The organism is Nocardia sp. CDC160 (genome assembly GCF_035818795.1).
Taxonomy (GTDB): Bacteria; Actinomycetota; Actinomycetes; order Mycobacteriales; family Mycobacteriaceae; genus Nocardia.
In genome coordinates, this window is record NZ_JAYKYT010000002.1 from 1104810 (window position 1) to 1129581 (window position 24772).

Here is a 24772-nt window from a genome sequence, read left to right on the forward strand (position 1 = left end):
GGTCATAGAACTGGGAGTGAGGAGTACGTCGACCCGGCGTGCACGGCTCCGACCCTGGGTACGAGAGCGCCACCGGGGCGCGCACAGACGAAGGAGCCGATCGTGAAGTACATCCTGATCAAGACCTACTCCCCCGCCGCCTACTGCGACACCTTCATCGGCGACTGGGAGCCCGAGGAGATCCAGGCGCACATCGATTTCCAGCGCACCCTGGGCGAGGAACTGGCCAAGTCCGGCGAGCTCGTGGACGCCCAGGGCCTCGCCGATCCGGGCCAGGCGCGCATTGTCATGTCCGACGGCCGTTCCGCGCCGGTGGTCACCGACGGGCCCTTCCCGGAGACCAAGGAATTCCTGGCCGGGTACTGGATCATCGATGTCGACTCCCCCGAGCGTGCCGTGGAGATCGCCGCCAAGGCGTCCGCGGCCCCCGGCCCGGGCGGCAAGCCGATCGGTGAGTACATCGAAGTGCGTCCCATCATGAGCGCGCCCACCACCGACCTGTGACGGCGGACCGCACCCTCGAGGACCTGCTGCGCGATCTCGCGCCGCAGGTCCTCGGCGCACTCGTGCGCCGCTACAACGACTTCGACGCCGCCGAGGACGCCGTCCAGGAGGCGCTGCTCGCCGCCGCCACCCAATGGCCCGCTGATGGCATCCCCGACAACCCCCGGGCGTGGCTCATCTCGGTCGGCCAGCGCCGCCTGATCGACGCGATCCGCGCCGAATCGGCTCGCCGGAATCGCGAGGCCGCCAATGCGGTTCGCGATCCCGCGTGGCAACAGACCGCGCCTGATCCGGCCGAGGCCGCCATCGCGGCACTGGCGGATGCGGAGCTGCCGGGGCTGGCGGGTCCGCCGGATTCGGCGCGGCCCAACGCCTTCGGCGTCGGCATGGGACCCGGCCGAGCCGACCGTCCGAGCGGCGACGCACCGAACGGCAATCGGCCGGTCCGGGATGGGCTCGGCGGTGCGTCGGGTGCCGCGGGCCGGGACGACACGCTGACATTGCTCTTCCTGTGCTGTCATCCAGCACTGACGCCCGCGAGCGCCATCGCGCTGACCCTGCGCGCGGTCGGAGGTCTGACCACCGAGGAGATCGCGCGCGCCTTTCTGCTGCCGGAACGCACCATGGCGCAACGGATCACACGCGCCAAGAAGCGGCTGGCCGCCGAGGAACGGCCGTTCGCCATGCCCGTCGCGGCGAATGGGCAACGGGGGGAATGGAATGAGCGACTCGACAACGTGCTGCGGGTGCTCTACCTGATCTACACCGAGGGCCATACCAGCGGCGGTGATCGGCTACATCGGGCCGACCTGTCGACCGAGGCGATCCGGTTGGCGCGGGCCCTGTTTCGCGCGCTACCGGACAATCCGGAGGTCACCGGCCTGCTCGCCTTGCTCCTGCTCACCGACGCCCGGCGCGCGGCCCGCACCGGCGAACGCGGCGAGCTGATCCCGCTCGCGGAACAGGATCGCAGCCTGTGGGACCGCGAAATGATCATCGAGGGTGTGCGGCTCGCCACCGCGTCCGTGCGCAGCGGCCTCATCGGCCAATATCAAATCCAGGCCGCCATCGCCGCCCTGCACGCCCAGGCGCTGCGCCCCGAGGACACCGACTGGCCCCGAATTCTCCTGCTGTACAACGCCCTCGAACGCCAATCCCCCAACCCGATGGTGACCCTCAATCGCGCGGTCGCCCTGGCCATGGTGCACGGCCCCCAAGCGGGCCTGGATCTCACCGACACGCTTCAGGATTCACTGGCGGGCAATCACCGACTGGCCGCCGTCCGCGGTCACCTCTACGAAATGGCAGGCGACCCAGAAGAAGCCATCGCCGCCTACGCGGCCGCCGCCCGAGCCACCACCAGCCTCCCCGAACGCGACTACCTCACCATCCGCGCCGCCCGCCTCCGCCGCGCCACCTGACGCCGGGTCAGGCGGCCGCCGCGCGAAAGGCGGTGGGGCTGAGGCCGCGGTGGCGTTTGAAGGCGGCGGAGAAGCCGAACGGGTCGGCGTAGCCGACGGATTTGGCGATCTGGGCGACGGTGAGGTCGGTGTCGGTGAGGAGTTCCTCGGCCTCGTCCATGCGGGCCGCGGTGAGGTAGGTCAGGGGCGGCTGGCCCATGACGGCGGCGAAGCGCTTGGCGAAAAAGGCTCGGGAGACCTGTGATTCGGCGGCCAGCGAGGCCACCGTCCAGGGCGCTCCGAGGGTGGTGTTGATGGCGTGCAGGGCCGGGGCCACGACCGGATCGGACAGGCCGCGAAACCAGGTCGGGGCGTCGGGCCCGGCCTGTTCGAACCAGGTGCGCAGCGTGCACACCAGACTCCAGTCCAGCAGACGATCCATCATGGCCTGCGAGCCCGCGCTCTGGTCGACCGCCGAGGCGGCGGCCTGCTCGAACCAGGCGCAGGTGTCCATGTTCTCGTGGATCACCAGGAATTCCGGCAGTGCGCGCAACAGGCGGTCGTGGCGACGGGTGGACGTGCGGTACGCGCCGACCAGCAACGCGGTGGCGTCGGCCTCACTGCCCCAATGGATTCCGGTCAATTCCTCGCCCGAGCATTCGGAATCGCCGATGAAGCAGGCGATCTCGTATTCGGTCGGGCGAACATGGTGACCATCCGCGGTCGCGAAATCCTCGGAGACGAAGCGGAATTCGTCCGGACCGCGCACCAGCGCGGTGTCACCGGCCCCGAGCGTCCGCTGCGTGCCATCCGGCAGCAGCAGCACCCCGCCGCCGCGCAGGACGGTGATCATGGTGAGGGGGGCGCGATCGGCGAACCGGATGGTCCAGGGTGCGGGCATGACGGCATGCGTCAGCACCGAACCTTCGGCGCGAATACCGCCCAACAGTCTGCTCAGAGGATCCACTCGCTCCAGCGTAGACGAATTCCTATCCAATGAAGCTGATCACCCATGGATCGTCCACACCCGGGCGGGTGTACTGGAGGCACCGGACCGCAAGCACTACCGATCCAGGAGGAAATCCCTTGTCGCACAACGATATCGATCAGAATATCCGCACGGCACTGGTCGTGGTCGCCCATCACCGCTCCGATTCGCTGACCGCCCACATCGCCCGCCGCGCCGCCGCCCGCCTGGAAGCCGCCGGATACCGCATCGACCTGCTGAACCTGCACGCCGAGGGCTTCGACCCGCGCATGACCGTGGCCGACCAACCCGACTGGGGAAATCGTGACAAGACCTACTCGCGCGAGGTCCACGACCACATGGACCGCATCCTCGCCGCCGACCTCGTGGTCGTGGCCTTCCCGGTCTATTGGGCCAGCACGCCCGCGCTGCTCAAGGGCTGGATCGACCGGGTGTGGAACTACGGTCTCGCCTACGGCCGCAGCAAGTCCGGGCTCGCGGGCAAACGGATCCTCTGGCTCGCGCTCGCGGGCCTGGGCGCGGCCGACCCGCTCGTGCCCAATATGCGGCTGGCCCTCGAGGGCCAGCTCAATGTGGGAATCGCCTACTACTGCGGCTTCGCGCACTCGACCGTCGGCCTGCTGCCCGATACCGAGGAACGCCGTCAGCGCCTGGACGCCGACGGGCAGCTGGTGATCGAACCGGCCACCGTCGGCGCGGAACGCGCGGCGCAATACGCCGACCTGGAGCGCCGCGCCGACGAGTTCGTCACGAACTTCCTTGCCGCCGAGTCGATTCCGGCCTGATCACGCGCCGATGACCGGCCGAGGCGTTAGACGCCGACCCCGTTCCATTTGTTGCCGGTGATCAACTCATACGCCTGGACATACTTCTGGCGGGTCACGTCGATCACCTCGGCCGGAATCTCCGGACCCGGGTACTCCTTGTTCCACCCGGTGGAGGTGGCCCAGTCGCGCACGAACTGCTTGTCGAAGGACTTCTGCGGGCGGCCCGGCTCGTAGTCGTCGGCGGGCCAGAAGCGCGAGGAGTCGGAGGTCAGCACCTCGTCGCCCACGGTGAGAACGTCACCGTCCCAACCGAGTTCGATCTTCGTATCGGCGATGATCACGCCGTGGGCGGCGGCGTGATCCGCGCCGCGCGAGTAGATCTCGAGGGTCAGGTCGCGCAGCTTCTCGGCGATCTCCCGGCCCTCCTGGTTCACCACGTCGGCGAAGCTGATCGGCTCGTCGTGGCCCTCGTCGGCCTTGGTGGTGGGGGTGAAGATGGGCTCGGGCAGCTTGTCGCCGTCGCGCAGCCCGGGCGGCAGCGGAATCCCGGACACGGTGCCGGAGCGCCGGTACTCGGCGAGGCCGCCGCCGGTCAGGTAGCCGCGCGCGATGCACTCCACCTTCACCATCTTCAGCGGCTTGACCCGCACGCCGCGGCCCGCGAACTCGGCGGGCACGTCGGTGGTGGACAGAATGTGGTTGGGCACATCGGAGAAGAACCCGAACCACCAGTTCGACAGCTGGGTGAGCAGCGCGCCCTTGTCCGGGATCGGCGTCGGCAGGACCACGTCGTACACCGACACCCGATCGGATGCGACCAGGATCAGCGAATCGCCGTCCTCGTACAGGTCGCGCACCTTACCGGCGTGGATGTGCTTCAACGGTCCTCCTCGTGCTGGGCGATTGCTGCCGCGCACAGCGTACCCACCACCTTCGATCACCCGGACATGGCATTGTGGGGAACACCGCATCACGCACCGGACCGCGGGCAGCGCCGCCCCTCGAGCCGGGTGCACCTGCACGGCAGCAGTTCTCCGAGAGCTAAGGAGCCCCCTTGTCCGCACCGAATCTCACCCGCGAGCAGGCGATCGAACGCGCCGCGACGGTCCAGGTGGAGAACTACCGGGTCGAACTGGACCTGACCGGCCAGCCCACCAATGCCGAGGAACCGCGCCGGGAGAGCTTCCACACCAAGTCCACGGTGACCTTCACCGCGACCCCGGGTGCGCAGACCTTCATCGACTTCGTGGGCGCGGGCGTGCGCTCGGCCGTCCTCAACGGCGTGGCCCTGGACGTCAGCGGCTACGACGAGGAGCAGGGCCTGACGCTGCCGAATCTGGCCGCCAGCAACGAGCTCGTCGTCGAGGCCGACGGCGAATACTCCAACACCGGCGAGGGCCTGCACCGCTTCGTGGACCCCACCGACAACAAGGTCTACCTGTACTCGCAGTTCGAAACCGCCGACTGCAAGCGCATGTTCGCCTGCTTCGACCAGCCCGACCTCAAGGCCACCTACGACATCATCGTCACCGCGCCCGAGGACTGGGAGGTCATCTCCAACGGCGCGGTCGTGGACACCCACAAGATCGGCACCGTGGTCCGCCACACCTTCGCCACCACCCCGCGCATGAGCACCTACCTGGTGGCGCTCATCGCCGGTCCGTACGCGAAATGGACCGACACCTACCGCGATTCGCACGGCGAGATCCCGCTGGGCATCTACTGCCGCGCCTCGCTGGCCGAATTCATGGACGCCGAACGGCTTTTCACCGAGACCAAGCAGGGCTTCGGCTTCTACCACACCAATTTCGGTGTGCCCTACGCCTTCGGCAAGTACGACCAGCTGTTCGTGCCCGAATTCAACGCGGGCGCCATGGAGAACGCCGGTGCGGTGACCTTCCTCGAGGATTATGTCTTCCGCTCCAAGGTGACCCGCGCCTCCTACGAGCGCCGCTGCGAGACCGTCCTGCACGAGATGGCGCACATGTGGTTCGGCGACCTGGTCACCATGAAGTGGTGGGACGACCTGTGGCTGAACGAGTCCTTCGCCACCTTCGCCTCGGTGCTGTGCCAGGTCGGCGCGACCGAATACACCAATGCCTGGACCACTTTCGCGAATGTGGAGAAGTCCTGGGCGTACCGGCAGGACCAGCTGCCCTCCACCCACCCCATTGCCGCCGACATCCCGGATCTGGCCGCCGTGGAGGTCAACTTCGACGGAATCACCTACGCCAAGGGCGCTTCCGTGCTCAAGCAGCTCGTCGCCTATGTCGGTCAGGAGCCGTTCCTGGCGGGTCTGCGCGACTATTTCACCGAACACGCCTTCGGCAACGCCACTTTCGACGATCTGGTCGGCGCGCTGGAGAAGGCGTCGGGCCGCGACCTGTCGGACTGGGGCGCGCAGTGGCTCAAGACCACCGGCCTGAACATCCTGCGCCCCGACTTCACCGTGGACGCGGACGGCAACTTCACCTCCTTCACCGTCATTCAGGAGGGCGCGGAGCCGGGTGCCGGTGAGCGCCGCGTGCACCGGCTGGCCATCGGCGTCTACGACGATCGGGACGGAAAGCTGGTGCGCACCAAGCGCGTCGAGCTCGATATCGACCCGGCCGAGCGCACCGAGGTGCCCGAGCTGGTCGGCGTCGGCCGTGGCAAGCTGGTGCTGATCAATGACGACGATCTCACCTACTGCTCGGTCCGCCTCGACGCCGACTCCCTCGACACGGTGGTGGCGCGCATCGCCGATATCGCCGAGCCGCTGCCGCGCACCCTCGCCTGGTCGGCCGCCTGGGAGATGACCCGCCAGGCCGAGATGAAGGCCCGCGACTTCGTGGCGTTGGTGCAGCGCGGCGTCGGCGCGGAAACGGAAATCGGGGTCGTGCAACGGCTTCTCATGCAGGCCAATACCGCGCTGAGCGCCTACGCCGACCCCGAATGGGCGGCGTCGGAAGGCTGGCCCGCCTACGCCGACCGCCTGCTGGAGCTGGCCCGCGCCGCCGGTGCGGGCTCGGATCACCAGCTGGCCTTCGTCAACGCGCTCACCGGTTCGCTGCTCTCGCCCCAGCACGTGCAGGTGCTGCGCCAGCTGCTCGCCGAAGACCCGCAGGGCGTCGGCCTCGCGGGCCTGACCGTCGACACCGACCTGCGCTGGCGGCTCACCCAGGCGCTCGCGGCCGCCGGTGCCATCGACTCCGACGGCATCGAAACCCCGCTCATCGACGAGGAACTCGCCCGCGACGACACCGCCGCGGGCCGTCGCCAGGCCGCCGCTGCCGCCACCGCCCGCCCGCAGGCGGCGGTCAAGGAGCAGGCCTGGAACACCGTGATGGGCGATGACACGGTCCCGAACATCACCGCCCGCGCCATCGTCAGCGGCTTCGCCCCCGCGGGCCAGGCCGAACTGCTGGCCCGGTTCGTGGAGCGCTACTTCGCCGAGATCGCCTCGGTGTGGGAGCGCCGCTCGAGCGAGGTCGCGCAGACCGTGGTGGTCGGCCTCTACCCGCACTGGGCCGTCACCGACGAGGCCGTCGCGGTGGCCGACAAGTTCCTCGCCGGTGACCACCCGCCCGCCCTGCGCCGCCTGGTGATCGAGGGCAAGGCGGGCATCGAGCGCTCGCTGCGCGCCCGCGCCTTCGACCGCGGCTAGAAAAGGCCGTACGGCAACGCCTTTCACACAGCGACAGCCCCTCCCGAGAGACTCGGGAGGGGCTGTCGTTCACTGCCCCGGAAAGGGTCGGGGCCGCCTACCAGGGCTGTCCATTGCACCCGGCGTAATTGGCCGAGATCGTGCACATGGACGTGATGCCCAGCAGCCTCAGCAGGGTCACCGCCAGATCGGTCACCGCGCTGCCGGTGGAGATCGCCACGAAGTTCATGAATACCTTTCTCTACTCCCAATTCCCTTAGCGCTCCGGACATTAGAGCGAGAAAGCCCCGGTTTGAAGCCCTCCGAACCGGTGCCCCCGGTTCCGGGGTCCGCGCCGCGCTGCTGTGAGCGGATCCGCTGACAGCAGCGCGACCGGACTTTCGCCGGTGGTTTGCGGCACCGTGAAGTCATGGCAGAGAACAAGACTCCGATGTTCAACTGGCGGACCCGCGAACAGCTCTACGCCCGCCGGGTGCTGGTGCTCGACGGCCAGCTCGACGACGACAATGGCGCGCTGCTCATGACGCAGTTCCTGACGCTGGCGGCCGAGGATTCGGACGCGCCGATCTCGCTGTGGATCCACTCCCCCGGCGGTTCGGTTCCGGCCATGCTCGCCATCCGCGACGTCATGCGTCTGATCCCCTGCGAGGTCTCCACCCTAGCTCTCGGATTGGCTTGCAGCGCAGGTCAATTCCTGCTGTCGGCAGGGACCCGCGGGCGTCGGCTCGCGCTCCCGCACGCCCGCATCCTCATGCACCAGGGCTCGGCGGGCATCGGCGGCAGCGCGGTCGAGGTGGAGGTCCAGGCCGACGATCTGCGCTACACCGTGCAGACCATCCTCAGCCGCATCTCCGAGGACACCGGGCAACCCTACGACCGCGTCTTCGAGGACTCCCTGCACGACCGCTGGTTCACCGCCACCGAGGCCCGCGAATACGGCTTCATCGACGGCATCGTGGAGTCCTTCAACCAGGTGATCCCCGACCGTCCGCGCCTGGGCATCTCGGCGTAATCGCCTGCGGCCCCGCCCCTTTCCAGGAGGTACAGCATGACCAGCTACACCATCCCGAACGTCATCGCGCGCGACCCGCGCGGCGAACGCATCATGGACGTCTATTCGCACCTGCTGACGGAACGAATCGTCTACCTGGGCACGCCCATCGACGCGGGCGTCGCCAACGCCCTCATCGCCCAGTTGCTACATCTGGACGCGGAGAGCCCCGGCCAGGACATCAACCTCTACATCAACTGCGAGGGCGGCGACCTGTCGGCCATGCTGGCCATCTACGACACCATGCAGCACATTCAATCCCCCGTGGTCACCACCTGCGTCGGGCAGGCCATCGCGGTGGGTGCGGTCCTGCTGGCGGGTGGCGCGAAGGGCCGCCGCAATGTGCTGCCGCACGCCCGAATCGTCCTGCACCAGCCCGCGATCCGCGGCCAGGGCACCATCCCCGACCTCATCCTCCAGGCCGACGAAATCGTCCGCATGCGGGCCCAGGTCGAAGAAATCCTCGCCGCCCACACCGGCCAATCCCCCGAAACCCTGCGCCGAGACACCGACCGCGACCGCGTCTTCACCGCCGAAGCCGCCCTCACCTACGGCCTCGCCGACACCATCCTCGGCCCCCGCAACTGACTCCGACGAGCACGTATTGGTGCGGCAAAGCCCGAAAAGGCCACCGCACCAATACATTCTCGCGGGCCAGCGCTCCCGCTGGCGGAGGTCATACCGCCGGGAGAGCTGCGTGGCCCGAATGGCCGTGGGATCAGGCGGCCAGGGAGAGCATGGCCTGGCCGGAGTACCGCTGCGGGACGGTCGTGCGAGTGAACGAGGCCAGTTGACGATTGCGCAGCTCCTGGGCCACTCGCAGGGTCAGCCCGCTGAGGGTGGTGCCCAGCGCCCCCGCGAGGGCGGCGATCATCTCGCTCGAGGGTTCCTTACGGCCGCGCTCCACTTCGGACAGGTACTGCGGCGAAATCCCGGCCCGCCCAGCGGTTTCGGTGAGCTTCTCCCCCAATTCCAAGCGCCGCGAACGCAACTGCGCCCCGAGCGCCTCGCGCCACAACGGCTCGCGCCCGGTGTCCGGCCGCACCGCCCCCGGCCGCTCCCGCCCGGACACCTCGCGGGCGGGCGCGACACCCGAATCGCGGGCGGGCACGACACTCACGTCGCGAGCGGGCGAGACTCCGCGCCGCTCCCCCCGCCCCGTCTCGTCGAGGCCACCGGGAATAGCTGTCAAACGCGGATGCTCGGCCATAAGCCCGAGCCTAAGTGCCAGCGCTCCGCCCCCGCGCCCCGATCTGCTGTGGGCGAACGGGCCGGGACTTCCGCGGCAGAAATGAAACAGCCCCGAATCCGTGGGATTCGGGGCTGGACTGCCTTCGGCGGATCAGACCCGACCGATGGCGGCGGCCATCACGCGCACGGCGGAGACCAGGCCGTCGATCAGCTCACCCTGACGGAAGGAGCTGGTGGCGGCGGTCGCGCCGAGCTGGCAGACGCGGTCGTTGGCGCGCTCGGCGACGTCGCGGCCGGAGCGCACCTCGACGGAGCTGGTGTTCGGGTCCACCGCGATCAGGACCGAGCGGGCGGCCTCGGGGGTGGAGGGGAACAGGGCGTCCGCACCGGCGGCGGCGTCGGCGCCCAGGTCACCGATGTAGATGTTGAACCGCACCTTGGTGGCGCGAGTGGCATCGGTGAGAGCGTTGTCCATGAGCAGCCGCTCGCGGTCGGTGAACGGGGCGTCGTTGAACAGATCGCCCGCCTCGTGCACACCGGAGACCCGGCCGCTGGTGGTGATCGCGTAGCCGTGAGGTAGGTCGGCCTGGTTCACCGCGGGCCAATTAGAAGTTGCCACTTGCCCGGCCTCCGATCAGGTCCGCCGGGGCGGAGTCGATAGCCGCATGGTTGCCATGCGAATCAGCAGTGTCGTGGTGGCCGGAGACGGTCACCTCGTCGGTCGCGCTCCACAGCACCGGGGGCTGGGTCCACTTCTCACCGAGTTCATAGTGTGCCGGCTTCTTGCCCGGCAGCGGCTTGCCGAGGAACGACAAACCGGCGATCACCAGATAGATCGCGACCGGGATGCCGACGTAGATCAGCACTGTCTGGAGAATGCTCACGGCCCAACGGTAGTCGATGCGCCCGCGACTACTACGACCGGTAAGGGGTAGTGCGACCGTGTCGTAATATTCGCCTTTCAGACGAGCCAGGCAGTCGAGTTTGCCGGAAGTTTCCTTCCACTAATCGGCGCGCTCGCCAACAAGACGTCCCCGGCGGGCAACAGAATCGGGGCGTCGGTGGCATTGAGCACGCACAGCAAACCGCCCTCGCGTCGGAACGCCAGACAGCCGGGCGGACTCCCGTACCACTCCAGCCCGCCCGCGAATTCCGGCCGCACCGCCCGAGATTCGATGGCCATGCGATACAGCGACAGCATCGACTCGAGCCGCTCCAACTGCTTCTCCACGGTCAGCATCGCCCACCCCGGCGGCATGGGCAGCCACGGTGTGCCCGTCGTGAATCCGAACGCGGGTCGGTCCCCCTCCCACGGCAGCGGCACCCGGCAGCCGTCCCGGCCGCGCTCGGTGTGCCCGGATCGCTCCCAGGTCGGGTCCCGCAGCGCCGCCTCGGGCAGATCGTCGACATTGGGCAGCCCCAATTCGGCTCCGTTGTAGATGAATACGGCCCCGGGCAACGCCAATTCGAGCATGATCATGGCCCGCGCCCGCGCCTGGCCGACCGGGCCGTCGCCGTAGCGGGTGACCTCGCGCTCGATATCGTGGTTGGACAGCGTCCAGGTGGGTGAAGCCCCTACCCCGGCCACGGCGATCAGCGAATTCTCCACGGCCTCGCGAATTCGGTCCGGCTCGAACGGAGTTTGGGCCAGCCGGAAGTTGAAGGCCAGATGGAGCTCGTCGGGCCGGACGTACTCGCCGAAGCGGATGTTGTCGTTGACCCACACCTCGCCGATCGAGACCGCGTGCGGGTATTCGTCCAGCACCTTGCGGATGCGCCGGTGAATCTCGTGCGCGCCAGGGTTGTTGAAGCGCGGATCATCGTCGTCGAGGTGCAGCATCCGGGTTGGCAGGCGGGCCATATCGGGCAGGCCCTCGGGCTTGGCCATACCGTGCGCGACATCGAGCCGGAACCCGTCCACACCGCGATCCAGCCAGAACCGCAGGGTCTGTTCGAAATCGGCTGCGACCTCCGGGTTTTCCCAGTTCAGATCGGGTTGCTCGGCCGCGAAAATGTGCAGGTACCACTGCCCGGGTCTGCCGTCGGGCTCGGTCACCCGGGTCCAGGCCGGTCCGCCGAAGATGCTCGGCCAATTGTTCGGCGGCGCAGCGCCGTCGGGCCCGCGCCCGTCCCGGAAGTGATACCGCGCCCGCTCCGGGCTCCCCGGCCCCGCCGCCAGCGCCGCCCGAAACCAGGGGTGCTGATCGCTGGTGTGATTGGGCACCAGGTCCATGGTGACCCGCATGTCCCGGTCGTGCGCCTCGAGAATGATCTCGTCCAGCGCCGCGATCCCACCGAACAGCGGATCGATATCGCGCGGATCGGATACGTCGTAGCCGCCGTCGGCCATGGGCGAGCGCATGACCGGGCAGATCCACAGCGCGTCCACCCCCAGCAACTCCAGATAGCCGAGCTTGTCGCGCAGTCCACCCAGATCGCCGACCCCGTCGCCGTCGGAGTCGGCGAAGGAACGCGGATACACCTGGTAGAAAACGGCCGATCGCCACCACGGGACCTGCGCGGTCCCGCCCCCGGCCCTGGCGGAAATATCAGTCACAGCCGTAATGGTGCCAAAGCACACCGACTTTCGCGTGCCCGTCGGCGGGACTTGTCCAGTTTCAGCAAATGATCAGCGCGCGGCGGCGATGCAGCGGAATCGCTGTGGGGCACTGCGTCTTCTACGGAACGAATTCAGAAGGGCGAATTCATGAGCGAATTGGCGGCCATCTCGAAGTAGTTCAGCAGCTGCTGCCGGTGCGCGTCGTCGAGCACCTCCGGCTCGATCTCGGCCACCGCGATGTGCATGGCCCGCAGCCAGGCGTCGCGCTCGATCGGACCCACCTTGAACGGCATGTGCCGCATCCGCAGTCGCGGGTGGCCGCGCTCGTCGGAGTAGGTGCGCGGGCCGCCCCAGTACTGCTCGAGGAACATGCGCAGCCGTCGCTCGGCGGGACCCAGATCCGCCTCCGGATACAGCGGCCGCAACACCTCGTCCTCGGCCACCTCGCGGTAGAAGGCCGCCACGATGCGGTGGAAGGTCTCCTCGCCGCCCACGGCCTCGTAGAAGGAAGTTGCAGTCTGCTCGCCCGAAGTCACGACACCCATTCTGCCCACTCCCGCGGATTCCGTCCGGACCGCATCCCTGAGCGGGCCCAAACCGCGGCGGCGGTGGCTCCGACCGGTGTCCGTTTGTACACCGCTTAGCCCATCGACACGAGTTGCTCGACGCACGCCGCGCGGGGGTGCAAGATTGTCACGTCCCGTTCATCCGAATGTGCCCGACAATGTGTGAAATCACCGTGCATTGTGCGCCGAGTCATGGTCAACTGGGTGGCAGTCTGCCGAGATACCACACAATCGGACGAATACGAAACCGGGGTATGGCCCATGAAGCAGCGGCACGGCGCCCGACACGAGGCGCGGACGCATCGACAACTCCAGCCCGCCGACGTCCACAATCGTGGGTCGGGGGCTACTCCGCTGCACTTACTGTCCGACCATTCTCATGCCGAGCACCACCCGGGCGCTCATCCCGAGCCTGCCCATCCGGGCGACCATCGCGAACATTCGCATCATCCGCCCACCGCAGCACCCGTTCCCGCCTGGGCCAAACGCCGCGTGCTGCTTCTGAACGCCACGTACGAGCCGCTCACCGCCCTGTCCGCGCGCCGCGCCATCGTGCTGCTGATCTGCGACAAGGCCGATACCGTGCACGACAATCCGGAGGGTCCGGTCGTGCATTCCGCCGGGACCTCGGTGGCGCTGCCCTCGGTCATCCGACTACGCAACTACGTGCGCGTCCCGTACCGGGCACGGGTACCCATGACCCGCGCCGCCCTCATGCACCGCGACCGCTACCGCTGCGCCTACTGCGGCGGCAAGGCCGAGACCATCGACCACGTGATTCCGCGCAGCCGCGGCGGCGCGCACTCGTGGGAGAACTGCGTGGCCTCCTGCGCGCCGTGCAATCACCGCAAGGCCGACAAACTCCTCAGCGAGCTGGGTTGGGATCTGCACCATCCGATGGTCGCCCCCAAGGGCCCGCACTGGCGTCTGCTGTCGGCCAGTTCCGAACTGGACCCGACCTGGCTCCAGTACCTCGGCGAGGGCGCGGCCTGAGCTCGCTCAGCTGTATTCGCTGATGAGCATTCCCCAGGTGCCGGGCTCGAGGGCCTCGAAGACGTGGGGCATATCGCCGGGGTAGCAGATGTAATCGCCGGGGGCGAGTTCCACCGGAGCCTCGGCGGGGCCGACCTTGGCGCGGCCGACGCACAGGACGACGTGTTCGACCACGCCGCGCGAGTGCGGATCGGACTCCCGGGGGAAACCGGGTTCCGCGGTCAGCCGGTAGATATCGCGGCGCACCGACGGCGGCGAGGCGGCCAACAGCGCGATGCGATACTCGGACTGCCCCGACGCCAGGGACGGTGCCTCACCCGCGCGAATGACCTGCACCGCCGGGCTCGGCGGATCCAGGAGCCGGGAGAACTGGATGTCCAGGGCAATGCAGAGCGCCCACAGCGTTTCGATGCTGGGATTGCCCGAGCCCGACTCGAGTTGGGACAGCGTGGATTTGGCGATGCCCGCGCGGCGAGCGACCTCGGTCAGCGAGAGTCCGGAGCGGGCGCGCTCCCGGCGCAGGGCCGCGGCGATGGTCTCCTGCGGCGACCCCGGTACGGCCTGCGGCGACACAGTCGCCTCCTGTGGAGACACCGGCACGGAGCTGTCTGGCTGGGTCATGATGAGGTTCACAGTACCGGGACGACGGGGTGCCCCTTTGACGAACCCGACCCAATGTGTTCATTATAGAAAACATGCGTTCGGCATGGCGAACACTCGATCGGGGTGTGATTACAGGTATCGCGGCGATCTGCCTGGCAGTCGCCATGATCGGCGTATCCTACGGCGCCACCGCCGTGACCTCGGGATTGCCCGGCTGGTTGCCGGTGCTCATGAGCGTGGCCGTGGTCGCGGGCGGGTCGGAGTTCGTCTTCATCGGCATTCTCACCGCGGGCGGCGGCCTGGTCGCGGCCGTGCTGGCCGGACTGCTGGTCAACGCACGGCACCTGCCCTACGGGCTGTCGGTCCCCGATGTAGTCGGCACCGGCTGGCGGCGACTGCTCGGCACCCATGTCATGAACGACGAATCGGTCGCCATGGCCCTGGCCCAGCCGGACCGGGACCGTCGACGAGCCGCCTACTGGCTGTGCGGCCTGGCGGTCTTCGCCGCCTGGCCCCTGGGCGCGGCCATCGGCGCGATCCTGGGCTCGGTGGTTCCGGACCCCAATGCCTTCGGCTTGGACGCCGTCTTCCCCGCCGTGCTCTTCTCCCTCGTGATCCCCGCCCTGCGCGAACCCCTCACCCGCACAGCCGCTCTCACGGGCGCGGCGGTGGCCGCGGTGACCACGCCGTTCCTCGGTGCGGGCCTGCCGGTCCTGCTGGCTCTGACCGCGGTGCTGCTGGTCGTCCGCCGTGCGGGTCGTATGCCCGCCGACGCGGACGCTCACGAACTCGACGCCGAGCGCGAATCCGCAGCCCTGGCAGCCGGATCCGCGGGATGACCAAGACCCTGCTGCTGGGTGCCATGGCATTGGCCGTGGGCACCTTCGCATTTCGCTTCGCCGGGCCGCTGTTGCGGAGCCGGGTGAAGATCTCGCCGCGCACGATTCGACTGCTGGAGATCGCCTCGGTGGTGCTGCTGACCGCGCTCGCGGTGACCACGCTGGTGCCCACGGGCGGTGGCCAATTCGGGTGGGCACTGCCCGCGGGCGTACTGGTCGCGGCCGGGCTGGCGTGGAGGCGAGCGCCTTTGCTGGTGGTGATCCTTTCCGCGGCCGTGGTGACGGCCGGTCTGCGCATGCTGGGCGTGCACTGAGCGCACGACCGGAGCGAGCGCACGACCAGAGCCTCAGCCGCGCAACAGGTCCGCGAGGCGAGCCCAGGAGTCTTCCGCGAACTCCGGCCGGTAGGAATCGCGACCCGGGAAGAGGAAGCCGTGTGGGGCGTCGTCGTAGACGACGATCTCGTGCTGGATGTCGTTGGCGCTCAAGGCCGCTTCGAGCTCGTCGCGGGCCTCGGCGTCGATCAGCGGGTCCTCTCCGCCGAAGAACAGCGCGATGCGGCCGGTAATGCCCGCTGTCGCGTCGACGGTGGGCTCGGGTGTGGACAGCGGGACATCGGTATTGGTGAGCCAGCCCGGGTAGAAGGCGGCGGTGGCGGCCAAGGGCAGCTGGGTCGCGGCGTAGTACGCCACGTGGCCGCCCGCGCTGAAGCCGACCATGTTCAGCGAAGTCGCTCCGCGACGGCGCAATTCGTCTAGGCAGGCGGCGATATCGTCCACGACCTCGGGCCGGGTCAGGGTGCGCAGGAGTTCCAGTCCGCGCTCACGGTCGACGTGCAGTCTCAGTTCGGCGCGCGGGGCGACCCGGTGGAACAGGTCCGGCAGGACGGCGATCACGCCGAGGGATGCCAAGCGGTCGGTGGCCGCTCTCGCGGTTTCGTGCAGGCCGTAGATCTCGTGTCCCACAACGACTCCGGGGTAGGGCCCCGGCTCGGCCGGTCGGGCGACGTAGGCGCTCATTACGGCACTGCCGACCTTCAGGTCGATCCACTCGGTCACGGTCGCGGCATCGGTCATGCCGCCAAGGTAATGCGGACGCCGCCCGTCGACCAATCGGCACGGCCACGTATGCGTTCAGCCGCCCACCACCGGCCCGAAGGCGGGAGCCAATAGTGCGATGCCCAGCGCCACGCCCGCGAGAATGCTTCTCAGAATCGTCATGGTGATCGCCCCTCCCCGGCGGTTGCGTTCGAATCACCTCGAACGTATCCGGGCTCGAAAAGCTATACGAGCCAGGATATTCGGTGCCCCGTGCATTGGGGGCCGATTCGAACGTCGAGACGAGGCGCCCGCGATCTCAGTGCGGTAGCAGGGATCTCAGTGCGGTAGCAGCGGCAGCGCCGGTCCCCGCCGCCGCGCGACCGAGCCGTAGCGGGCATCCAACCGCAGCCAGGTGCGGGCCGCCCGCACCCGCACGATCTCGTCGACGGAGATACGGCGCGAGGCGGTCTTCTCACCGCCGTGCGGAATGAAATCCATGGCGGCCAAGGCGAATACCACCCGCATCGGCACCTCCACCCGCTCGCCGCTGCCCGAGACGGTCAGCACCGTCTGGTCCAGCAGCGCGGCGGGTGGACCGTGCTGACTGGCGTGCTCCTGCGCCAATTCGGCTCCGCGCTCGGCCAATTCGACGAGCATGCGCGCGGGCACATCGTCGACGTGGACGAACCCGGCCTCGGGCGGCAGGGCGGTCCGCCACGCGGAATCCATGGCATAGCCGAGCCCGAACGCCCGTCCGGCGTCCGGGCCGTGCAGACCGGCGAGGATGGTGTCCCCGCCGACCGTCACGTCGTCCATGCCGAGCTCGGCGACCACCGTGCGCACGGCGAGCGCCTCGAATCCCGTGGCCGCCCAGGCGGAGACATAGCGGTCACCCCGGCGGCGCAACCGGATGACGGCCGCCGGGTCGAGGCGTACCGCGTGCGATATGAAGGTGGCCAGATTCTCTCGTTCCGCGGGATCCGGAACGTGCAGGGTCAGGTCTCCCGACACGATCGATCTCTGGTCAGTCGGCCAGCCACAGCGCCAGGTAGTCCCGTTCCGCGGCGGTGAGACGGCGTAGGCGCTGGGTGTCGATGTCGAAGGCGGCCAGCTGGGTGGAGGCGATCACCGCGGGCGGGGAGTCGGGCGCGGCACCGGCCGCGCGCACCTCGTAGCCGACGGTGAAGTCCACGGCCCGCAGCCGCTCGATCCACATGGACACGTCCAGCGGCGAATCCTCGTGCCGCAACTGGCCCTTGTACTGCACCCGCAGATCGGCCAGCACACAGCCGGTCCGCAGTTTGACGGTCGGTCGCTCGTCGAGGAACAGCCACGGGATGCGGGCCTCCTCCAGCAGGGTCACCATGCGGGCATGGTTGATGTGCTGGAAGGCGTCCATATCCGACCAGCGCACCTCCACCTTGGTGTGGAACCGCTTGGGCTCCGACACCGGCACAGGCTCGGCCGGGATGGCCGTCTTGGCGTGGCCGTTCAGCGAACCGACACTCGTCAACGCGGTACCTCCGATTGGGCTCCCACCCCGCTCACCATGCTGCGCACCTGCCGCGCCGCAACCGACAGCGTGGCCAGGTCGTGGGTTCCGGATTCGAACAGTTCCGACAGGGCGCTGCGTGCGCGCCCCAACCGGGACTGGTTTTTCGACTCCCAGTATGCAATTTTCTCCTCGGCCGTCTCCTCCGGGTCACCGGCGGAGAGGACGTCGAGGGTCAGCGAGCGCAGCGAACCGTACATGTCGTCGCGCAGCGCGAGCCGGGCGAGCGCGTGCCAGCGGTCACCGCGTTCCAGGTGGCTGACCGCCTGCAACAGCCAATCGATCTTGAGGTGGTCATTGAGCGCGTAGTAGAGCGCGCCCACCTCCTCGCCGCTGCGATCGGTGATGTCGGCGATGTCCAACACATCCAGCAGCGGGAACTGGTTGAGCAGGTTGAACACCTCGAGGGCCAGCTCCGAGGGCGCGCCCTGATCCATGATGGCCTGGCATTGGTCGTTGAGGGTGTCGATGTGGTGACCGCGCAGCCAGCCCGGCACCTTCGGGGAGAGGCTGCGCACGCCCTGGGCGTACCGGTGGATTTCCGCGCCCACGGCCACCGGCTGCGGCCGGTTGTTGAGCAGCCAGCGCGAGGCACGGTCCAGGGTGCGCTTGGTCTCGAGCTCCAGCGCGTCCTTCATGCCGGTGGGGACATCCGCGGCGCGAATGCGGTTCCACACCGAGTGCAGGTCGAAGATCTGGGTCGCGGCGGTGAAGGCGCGCACCGCGTCCGAGGCCGACGCCCCGATCTCCTCGCCCAGGCGGAACGCGTAGGTGATGCCGCCCAGATCGACCACCTCGTTGACGAGCATGGTGGTGGTGATCTCGCGACGCAGGCGATGCCGCTTGATGGCCGAGGCGAAGCGGGTGCGCAGCGCGGTCGGGAAGTACTGCGGCAGCCGCGCCGAGAAGTACACGCTGTCGGGCAGATCGCTGCCGAGCAGATCGGCCTTGAGCGAAAGCTTCACGTGCGCCATGAGATTCGACAGTTCCGGCGAGGTGAGACCCGCCCCCTGTTCCAGGCGCAGCTTCATCTCCGCGTCGCTGGGCAGCGCCTCGAGTTCGCGGTCCAGGCCGCGGCGCTCCTCGAGATCCTCGATGAGGCGCTGGTGCACATTGAGCATGCGGGGGGCCTCGGCCCGGGACATGCCCATGAGGATGTTCTGGGAAACGTTGTCGCGCAGGACGAGTTCGGAGACTTCGTCTGTCATGGACGCCAGCAGCGGGTTGCGCTCGGCCTCGGGCAGTTCACCGGCCGAGACGACGCCGTCGAGCAGGACCTTGATATTGACCTCGTGGTCGGAGCAGTCCACACCCGCGGAGTTGTCGAGGGCATCGGTGTTCATCTTGCCGCCGTGACGGCAGAATTCGATGCGGCCCAGCGCGGTGACGCCCAGGTTGCCGCCCTCGCCGATCACCTTCAGCCGCAACTCGTTCGCGTTCACGCGGACCACGTCGTTGGACTTGTCGCCGACATCGGCATTGGTCTCGGTGCTGGCCTTGATGTAGGTGCCGATGCCGCCGTTCCACAGCAACTGCACCGGCGATTTCAGGATCGCCTTGATCATCTCCGGCGGCGACAGCGCGGTGATCTCGGCAGCCAGGCCGAGGACCTCGCGCACCTGCTCGCTGATCGGGATCGACTTGACCGTGCGGTCGAAGACACCACCGCCCTCGCTGATCAAGCTCCGGTCGTAATCGGCCCACGAGGAGCGCGGCAGCGCGAACATGCGCTCGCGTTCAGCGAACGAGGTCGCCGCATCGGGATTCGGGTCGAGGAAGATGTGGCGGTGGTCGAACGCCGCGACCAGGCGGATGTGGCGCGAGAGCAGCATGCCGTTGCCGAACACGTCACCGGACATATCGCCGATGCCGACGACGGTGAAATCCTCGGATTGCGTGTCGATTTCCATCTCGGCGAAGTGGCGCTTGACGCTCTCCCACGCGCCCTTGGCGGTAATGCCCATGGCCTTGTGGTCATACCCCACCGACCCACCCGAGGCGAAGGCATCCCCGAGCCAGAAACCGTACTGCTGGGCAACATCATTGGCGATATCGGAGAAGGTGGCGGTGCCCTTGTCGGCGGCGACCACCAGGTAGGTGTCGTCACCGTCGCGACGCAGCACCCGTGCGGGCGGCAGCACATTGCCGGTGGCGCGATCGACATTGTCGGTGACGTCGAGCAGGCCCGAGATAAAGGTGCGGTAGCAGGCGATGCCCTCGGCCTGCAGGGATTGGCGATCGGCCACCGGGTCGGCGGTGGTGGCCGGGGGGTTCTTCACCACGAAACCGCCCTTGGCGCCCACCGGCACGATGACCGCGTTCTTCACCGCCTGCGCCTTGACCAGGCCCAAGATCTCGGTGCGGAAGTCCTCCAGACGATCCGACCACCGCAGGCCACCGCGTGCGACCGGACCGAAGCGCAGGTGCACGCCCTCCACCCGCGGGGAGTACACCCAGATCTCGAATTGTGGTCTGGGCTTGGGCAGTTCGGCGATCTCCTGCGGTTCCACCTTGAACGACAGGTAGTCCCGGGGCTTGCCGTCGGCATCGGTGACGTAGTAGTTCGTGCGCAGGGTGGCCTTGATCAGGCCGAGGATGGCGCGCAGGATGCGGTCGGCGTCCAGGCTCACCACCTCGTCGATGCGGTGGCGGACCGCGGCCTCGAGCTCGGCGGCATGATCCGGGTTGGCCGAGTCCGGGTCGAAGATGGCGGCGAACAGGTCCACGAACATGCTGGCCGCTTCCGGATAGGCCAGCAGCACGCGGGTGATGGCCGCCTGGCTGTACGGGAAACCGGCCTGCTGCAGATACTTCGAGTACGCGCGCAGGATCGAGACGGTGCGCCAGCCCAGGCCCGCGCCGAGCACCAGTTCATTCAAGCCGTCGGCCTCGGCGCGGCCGTACCACAGGGCCTCGAAGGCAGCGGTGAAGCGTTCCCGCAGCCCGCGGACCTGGGCGTCGAGAGCGTCCAGGCGGCCGACCGCCTCCACCAGCTCGGCGTCCATATTGCGGTCCAGCGCGCTGCGCAGCAGTTCGGGGCGGGCCAGCAGGCCGAAGTCGTAGACCCACTGTTCCGGGCCCTGGGCGAGCTCGAGTTCGTGCGGGCGTTCGTCGATGACCTCGACACCCAGGCTCTGCAACAGTGGCAGGACCTGGCTCAGGGAGATGCCGCTGCCGCACACATAGAAGGTGAAACGCCAAGCGCCCGGGGCGGAATCGGGCTGGCGGTACAGGTGCTGGTCGATGCCGCCCTCGGTCAGGCGCTGCAGCCGCAGGATGTCGGCCACCGCGCGGGTGGGCTCGAAGTCCTCCTTGTAGCTTTCCGGGAGGGCCTCGACATAGCGCTGCACCACGGCCGGATCGAGCACGGCGGAGGTGGCGACCTCGTCGCGCAGGTGGTCGTCCCAGGTGCGGCTGGCCTCGGCCAGCAGGTGCTGGATGCGCAGGCGGTTGGCCTCCGAGGTGTCGGCGGCCGCGCCCTGATCGGGCAGGCGCACCGTGAAATACACACTGGCGAGGTCGCTTTCGGACACGCGCGCCGAGTAGTCGATGGACACGCCGCCCAGTTCGCGAACCAGGGTGTCCTGCATTTCCAGGCGCACGTGGGTGGTGTAGCGATCGCGCGGGAGGTAGACCATGCAGGCCACGAAGCGGCCGTAGCCGTCCATGCGCATGAACAGCCGAACCTGGCGGCGCATACCGACATTCAGCACCGCACCGGCGGTGCGGCGCAGGGCATCGCTGTCGGAGGAGAACAGTTCGGTGCGGGGGAAGGACTGGATGACCTCGAGCATCTCCTGGCCGGAGAAGGAGTCCAGGTCGAAGCCGCTCGCCTCGATGATGGAGCGCACCCGGCGCTCGATGACCGGGATGTCGAGCACGTTCTCGTGCAGGGCGGTGACGGTGAAGACGCCGATGAACAGGTGTTCGCCTGTGACAGCACCGGTTTCGTCCATTTCGGCGACGCCGACGAAGTACGGGTAGACCGCGCGGTGCACGGTGGCGGGCACCAGGCCCTGGGTGAGCATGAGCAGCGGCTGGTCGCCGCTGTTGTCGGGAACGCGGAAGTCGGTGCCGACATTCGGGCGCAGCACGCCGAGGCTGGTCTCGGGCACGATGACGGACTTGGCCTGGCCGTCGACGGTGCTGCGTTCGTAGCGCGCGTAGCCCAGCACGGTGAAGTGACCGTCGGCCAGCCAGCGCAGCAGGTCGGCGCAGTCGGTGAGATCCGTTGCGGGGAAAGGGGATCTACCCGCTTCGGCGGCCGCGTCGAGTTCACCGGCGACGCGTTCCTGGGCCTCGCGCATGGCCTCGGTGTCCTCGATGACGCGGCGCACGTCGGTGAGCACGTCGGGCAGCGAGGATTCGATCTTCTCGAGCTGCGCGCGGCTGGTGGCGGGGTGCAACTGCACGTGCATCCACGACTCGCGCAGACCCGTGGATCCATTGCCGTCGACCTCGTGCGGGGCCGCGGTCTCCAGGCGGCCGGTGGCATCCCGGGTGACCTCGAAAATGGGGTGCACGACCTCGCTGACGCTGACGCCCATGCGGCTCAGCGACGAGGTGACCGACTCGACCAGCAGGGGCATGTCATCGGTGACCATCTGGACGGCGACGCCCAGTCCGGCCTCGTCGTCGGCTTGGTACACATGGACATTCGCGGTGCCGGGGGTGCGCTGCATACCCAGATCGAGGTGGCAGCGGAAGATGTGGGTGGAGGTCGCGGGGATGGCGCAGTCGGCGTCACCAGCATCTACGTGTCGGAAATATGCCTCCTCGAGGGATACCAGATTGCCCCGCAAGGACTCGGGCAAACTCGCAGCCCAGGCCGCGCTGGACAATTCGGACGAGACGGTCATTTCGCCAACTCCTCGGATTCGGTTCCGTAACAAAGTGACGCCGATGCGAGAGTAACTGGGTGCAAGATGCGCCGGGCTGAATTCCTCTCAATGCCGCGCCGCGTCTCACAATACGGACGAACCAGACGGTTCGCGGCTCGCGAGCCCGCGCGCGAAACCTCCAGGTCGTCCCCGACAAACCTTGCACCAAAACACATTTCACGCAAACGTGCGAATGCGAAACCGCCGAGTTCGCTGTTGGATAACCGTTCACGATCTCGGCCCCGGCCCGCCACCCAGCGAACCGCAACCCGTCCAGCAAACAATCACTAGACCAACACGATGGCAACAACCACCCACCGTCACCCGACCGAGCATTCGCCCCGCAGAGTCACTCCTCGGCAGGCCCCTCGGACCCACCACCAAGCCAACCTACTCCCCCTGCCCCACAAGATCTTTCGTACACCGTCCACCTCACCCCACACCCCGAGCATCCGACCGGGCCGTCCCACCCTGGCAGGGTGGGGACGGCGGCGGAATCGGTTGGGGTGGGCGGTTATCCGCGGGTGAGCTTGCGGTGGGTGACGCGGTGGGGGCGGGCGGCTTCGGGGCCGAGGCGCTCGATCTTGTTGGCCTCGTAGGCCTCGAAGTTGCCTTCGAACCAGAACCAGGAGGCCGGGTTGTCGTCGGTGCCCTCCCACGCCAGGATGTGGGTGCAGGTGCGGTCGAGGAACCAGCGGTCGTGGGAGATGACCACCGAGCAGCCCGCGAAGTTCTCCAGGGCGTTCTCGAGCGAGCTCAGGGTTTCGACGTCGAGGTCGTTGGTGGGCTCGTCGAGCAGGATCAGGTTGCCGCCCTGCTTGAGGGTCAGCGCCAGGTTGAGGCGGTTGCGCTCACCACCGGAGAGCACCCCCGCGGGCTTCTGCTGATCCGGACCCTTGAATCCGAACGCGGAAACGTAAGCGCGGGAAGGCATTTCCACCTGACCGACCTGGATGTGATCCAGCCCGTCGGAAACCACCTGCCACACCGTCTTGTTCGGGTCGATGCCGCCGCGGTTCTGGTCGACGTAGCTCAGCTTGACCGTGTCGCCGACGCGCACCGAGCCGCTGTCCGCCTGCTCGAGACCGACAATGGTCTTGAACAACGTCGACTTACCGACACCGTTCGGGCCGATGACGCCGACAATGCCGTTGCGCGGCAGGGTGAACGACAGATCCTTGATGAGCTGCCGGTCGCCGAAGCCCTTGTCCAGGTGCTCGACCTCGACGACCACATTGCCCAGGCGCGGACCGGCCGGGATCTGGATCTCCTCGAAGTCCAACTTGCGCATCTTCTCGGCCTCGGCGGCCATTTCCTCGTAGCGGCCCAGACGCGCCTTGTTCTTGGCCTGCCGCGCCTTCGCGCCGGAGCGGACCCAGGCCAGCTCCTCCTTCAGGCGCTTCTGCAGCTTCTGGTCCTTCTTGCCCTGCACCTCGAGGCGCTCGGCCTTCTTCTCCAGGTAGGTGGAGTAGTTGCCCTCGTAGGGGTAGGTGCGGCCGCGGTCGAGCTCAAGGATCCACTGCGCGACATTGTCGAGGAAGTACCGGTCGTGGGTGACGGCCAGCACGGCGCCCTGGTAGGAGGCCAGGAACTGCTCGAGCCACAGCACCGACTCGGCGTCGAGGTGGTTGGTGGGCTCGTCGAGCAGCAGCAGGTCCGGCTTGCTCAGCAGCAGCTTGCACAGCGCGACGCGGCGACGCTCACCACCGGAGAGGTTGGTGACCGGCTCGTCCGGCGGCGGGCAGCGCAGCGCGTCCATGGCCTGCTCGAGCTGGGAGTCGATGTCCCACGCGTCGGCGTGGTCCAGATCCTCCTGGAGCTTGCCCATCTCCTCCATGAGCTCATCGGAGTAGTCGGTGGCCATGAGCTCGGCGATCTCGTTGAAGCGGTCCAGCTTCACCTTGATCTCGCCGAGGCCCTCCTCGACATTGCCGCGAACGGTCTTCTCCTCGTTCAGCGGCGGCTCCTGCTGCAGGATGCCGACCGTCGCGCCGGGCGCGAGCCAGGCATCACCGTTGTTCGGCTGGTCCAGTCCCGCCATGATCTTCAGCACACTGGACTTACCCGCGCCGTTCGGGCCGACGACACCGATCTTCGCGCCGGGAAGGAAGTTCAAGGTCACATTGTCGAGCACGACCTTGTCGCCATGCGCCTTTCGCACCTTCACCATCTGGTAAATGAACTCAGCCATA

23 protein-coding genes are annotated in these 24772 nt (G+C 68.0%); 9 read left to right on the forward strand and 14 right to left on the reverse strand.

Annotated elements, in window-relative coordinates:
• Positions 1-102 precede the first annotated feature (102 nt).
• Positions 103-504, forward strand: coding sequence for a YciI family protein (locus tag VMT40_RS12625; RefSeq protein ID WP_326358160.1), 402 nt, complete (start codon positions 103-105; stop codon positions 502-504).
• Positions 501-1925: an RNA polymerase sigma factor gene (locus VMT40_RS12630; protein ID WP_326358161.1), complete on the forward strand. Its 1425-nt coding sequence runs from the start codon at positions 501-503 to the stop codon at positions 1923-1925. The genes VMT40_RS12625 and VMT40_RS12630 overlap by 4 nt, the downstream gene beginning before the upstream one ends.
• 7 nt (positions 1926-1932) lie before the next feature.
• Here VMT40_RS12630 and VMT40_RS12635 read toward each other — a convergent pair whose 3' ends face one another.
• A complete protein-coding gene (locus VMT40_RS12635; protein ID WP_326358162.1) occupies positions 1933-2871 on the reverse strand; it encodes an AraC family transcriptional regulator in 939 nt (312 codons plus the stop codon).
• A gap of 119 nt (positions 2872-2990) precedes the next feature.
• Between VMT40_RS12635 and VMT40_RS12640 the strand changes: the two genes are divergently transcribed.
• The gene (locus VMT40_RS12640; RefSeq protein ID WP_326358163.1) at positions 2991-3677 is read left to right on the forward strand and encodes an NAD(P)H oxidoreductase; all 687 of its coding nucleotides are present in this window, start codon (positions 2991-2993) and stop codon (positions 3675-3677) included.
• A 26-nt stretch (positions 3678-3703) separates the two neighbouring features.
• Here the strand turns inward: VMT40_RS12640 and VMT40_RS12645 are convergent, their stop codons facing one another.
• Positions 3704-4540, reverse strand: coding sequence for a phosphoribosylaminoimidazolesuccinocarboxamide synthase (locus tag VMT40_RS12645; protein WP_326358164.1), 837 nt, complete (start codon positions 4538-4540; stop codon positions 3704-3706).
• A gap of 173 nt (positions 4541-4713) precedes the next feature.
• Between VMT40_RS12645 and pepN the strand changes: the two genes are divergently transcribed.
• Positions 4714-7305 carry an aminopeptidase N gene (gene pepN / locus VMT40_RS12650; RefSeq protein ID WP_326358165.1) on the forward strand — a complete coding sequence of 864 codons (2592 nt, stop codon included), beginning with the start codon at positions 4714-4716 and terminating at the stop codon, positions 7303-7305.
• 97 nt (positions 7306-7402) lie between these two features.
• Here the strand turns inward: pepN and VMT40_RS12655 are convergent, their stop codons facing one another.
• Positions 7403-7534, reverse strand: a complete 132-nt coding sequence (locus VMT40_RS12655; protein WP_326358166.1) for a hypothetical protein — start codon at positions 7532-7534, stop codon at positions 7403-7405.
• Positions 7535-7714: 180 nt separating this feature from the next.
• Between VMT40_RS12655 and VMT40_RS12660 the strand changes: the two genes are divergently transcribed.
• Both VMT40_RS12660 and VMT40_RS12665 read left to right on the forward strand, forming a co-directional pair.
• Positions 7715-8317 carry a ClpP family protease gene (locus VMT40_RS12660; RefSeq protein ID WP_326358167.1) on the forward strand — a complete coding sequence of 201 codons (603 nt, stop codon included), beginning with the start codon at positions 7715-7717 and terminating at the stop codon, positions 8315-8317.
• 36 nt (positions 8318-8353) lie between these two features.
• Entirely contained in the window at positions 8354-8944 is a 591-nt protein-coding gene (locus VMT40_RS12665; RefSeq protein WP_326358168.1) for a ClpP family protease, read from the forward strand.
• Between the two features lie 130 nt (positions 8945-9074).
• Here VMT40_RS12665 and VMT40_RS12670 read toward each other — a convergent pair whose 3' ends face one another.
• From VMT40_RS12670 to VMT40_RS12690, 5 genes are all read right to left on the reverse strand, one after another.
• Positions 9075-9566 (reverse strand): helix-turn-helix domain-containing protein, encoded by a 492-nt coding sequence (locus VMT40_RS12670; RefSeq protein WP_442789955.1) that lies wholly within the window; start codon positions 9564-9566, stop codon positions 9075-9077.
• 132 nt (positions 9567-9698) lie between these two features.
• Positions 9699-10166: a DUF5130 family protein gene (locus tag VMT40_RS12675; protein WP_326358169.1), complete on the reverse strand. Its 468-nt coding sequence runs from the start codon at positions 10164-10166 to the stop codon at positions 9699-9701.
• Positions 10153-10431: an aa3-type cytochrome oxidase subunit CtaJ gene (gene ctaJ, locus VMT40_RS12680; RefSeq protein ID WP_326358170.1), complete on the reverse strand. Its 279-nt coding sequence runs from the start codon at positions 10429-10431 to the stop codon at positions 10153-10155. The genes VMT40_RS12675 and ctaJ overlap by 14 nt, the downstream gene beginning before the upstream one ends.
• A 77-nt stretch (positions 10432-10508) precedes the next feature.
• Entirely contained in the window at positions 10509-12104 is a 1596-nt protein-coding gene (locus VMT40_RS12685; RefSeq protein WP_326358171.1) for a glycoside hydrolase family 13 protein, read from the reverse strand.
• Between the two features lie 134 nt (positions 12105-12238).
• A complete protein-coding gene (locus VMT40_RS12690; RefSeq protein WP_326311695.1) occupies positions 12239-12652 on the reverse strand; it encodes a globin in 414 nt (137 codons plus the stop codon).
• A 282-nt stretch (positions 12653-12934) separates the two neighbouring features.
• On the opposite strand from VMT40_RS12690, the gene VMT40_RS12695 reads away from it, so the two are divergent.
• The gene (locus VMT40_RS12695; RefSeq protein WP_326358172.1) at positions 12935-13666 is read left to right on the forward strand and encodes an HNH endonuclease; all 732 of its coding nucleotides are present in this window, start codon (positions 12935-12937) and stop codon (positions 13664-13666) included.
• Positions 13667-13672: 6 nt separating this feature from the next.
• Here the strand turns inward: VMT40_RS12695 and VMT40_RS12700 are convergent, their stop codons facing one another.
• Positions 13673-14239: a helix-turn-helix domain-containing protein gene (locus tag VMT40_RS12700; RefSeq protein ID WP_326358173.1), complete on the reverse strand. Its 567-nt coding sequence runs from the start codon at positions 14237-14239 to the stop codon at positions 13673-13675.
• Positions 14240-14361: 122 nt separating this feature from the next.
• Here VMT40_RS12700 and VMT40_RS12705 point away from each other — a divergent pair, with 122 nt between their 5' ends.
• A complete protein-coding gene (locus tag VMT40_RS12705) occupies positions 14362-15108 on the forward strand; it encodes an AzlC family ABC transporter permease (protein ID WP_326358174.1) in 747 nt (248 codons plus the stop codon).
• The gene (locus VMT40_RS12710) at positions 15105-15422 is read left to right on the forward strand and encodes an AzlD domain-containing protein (RefSeq protein ID WP_326358175.1); all 318 of its coding nucleotides are present in this window, start codon (positions 15105-15107) and stop codon (positions 15420-15422) included. The genes VMT40_RS12705 and VMT40_RS12710 overlap by 4 nt, the downstream gene beginning before the upstream one ends.
• A 33-nt stretch (positions 15423-15455) precedes the next feature.
• Here VMT40_RS12710 and VMT40_RS12715 read toward each other — a convergent pair whose 3' ends face one another.
• The 5 genes from VMT40_RS12715 to ettA form a co-directional block, all read right to left on the reverse strand.
• On the reverse strand, positions 15456-16184 hold the full coding sequence (locus VMT40_RS12715; RefSeq protein WP_326358176.1) for a dienelactone hydrolase family protein: 729 nt from the start codon (positions 16182-16184) through the stop codon (positions 15456-15458).
• Between the two features lie 300 nt (positions 16185-16484).
• Positions 16485-17159 (reverse strand): hypothetical protein, encoded by a 675-nt coding sequence (locus tag VMT40_RS12720; RefSeq protein WP_326358177.1) that lies wholly within the window; start codon positions 17157-17159, stop codon positions 16485-16487.
• A gap of 13 nt (positions 17160-17172) precedes the next feature.
• Entirely contained in the window at positions 17173-17604 is a 432-nt protein-coding gene (locus VMT40_RS12725; RefSeq protein ID WP_326358605.1) for an acyl-CoA thioesterase, read from the reverse strand.
• Positions 17605-17657: 53 nt separating this feature from the next.
• Positions 17658-22559, reverse strand: coding sequence for an NAD-glutamate dehydrogenase (locus VMT40_RS12730; RefSeq protein WP_326358178.1), 4902 nt, complete (start codon positions 22557-22559; stop codon positions 17658-17660).
• A 535-nt stretch (positions 22560-23094) separates the two neighbouring features.
• Positions 23095-24771, reverse strand: coding sequence for an energy-dependent translational throttle protein EttA (ettA, locus tag VMT40_RS12735; RefSeq protein WP_326311687.1), 1677 nt, complete (start codon positions 24769-24771; stop codon positions 23095-23097).
• Between the last annotated feature and the right edge of the window lies 1 nt (position 24772).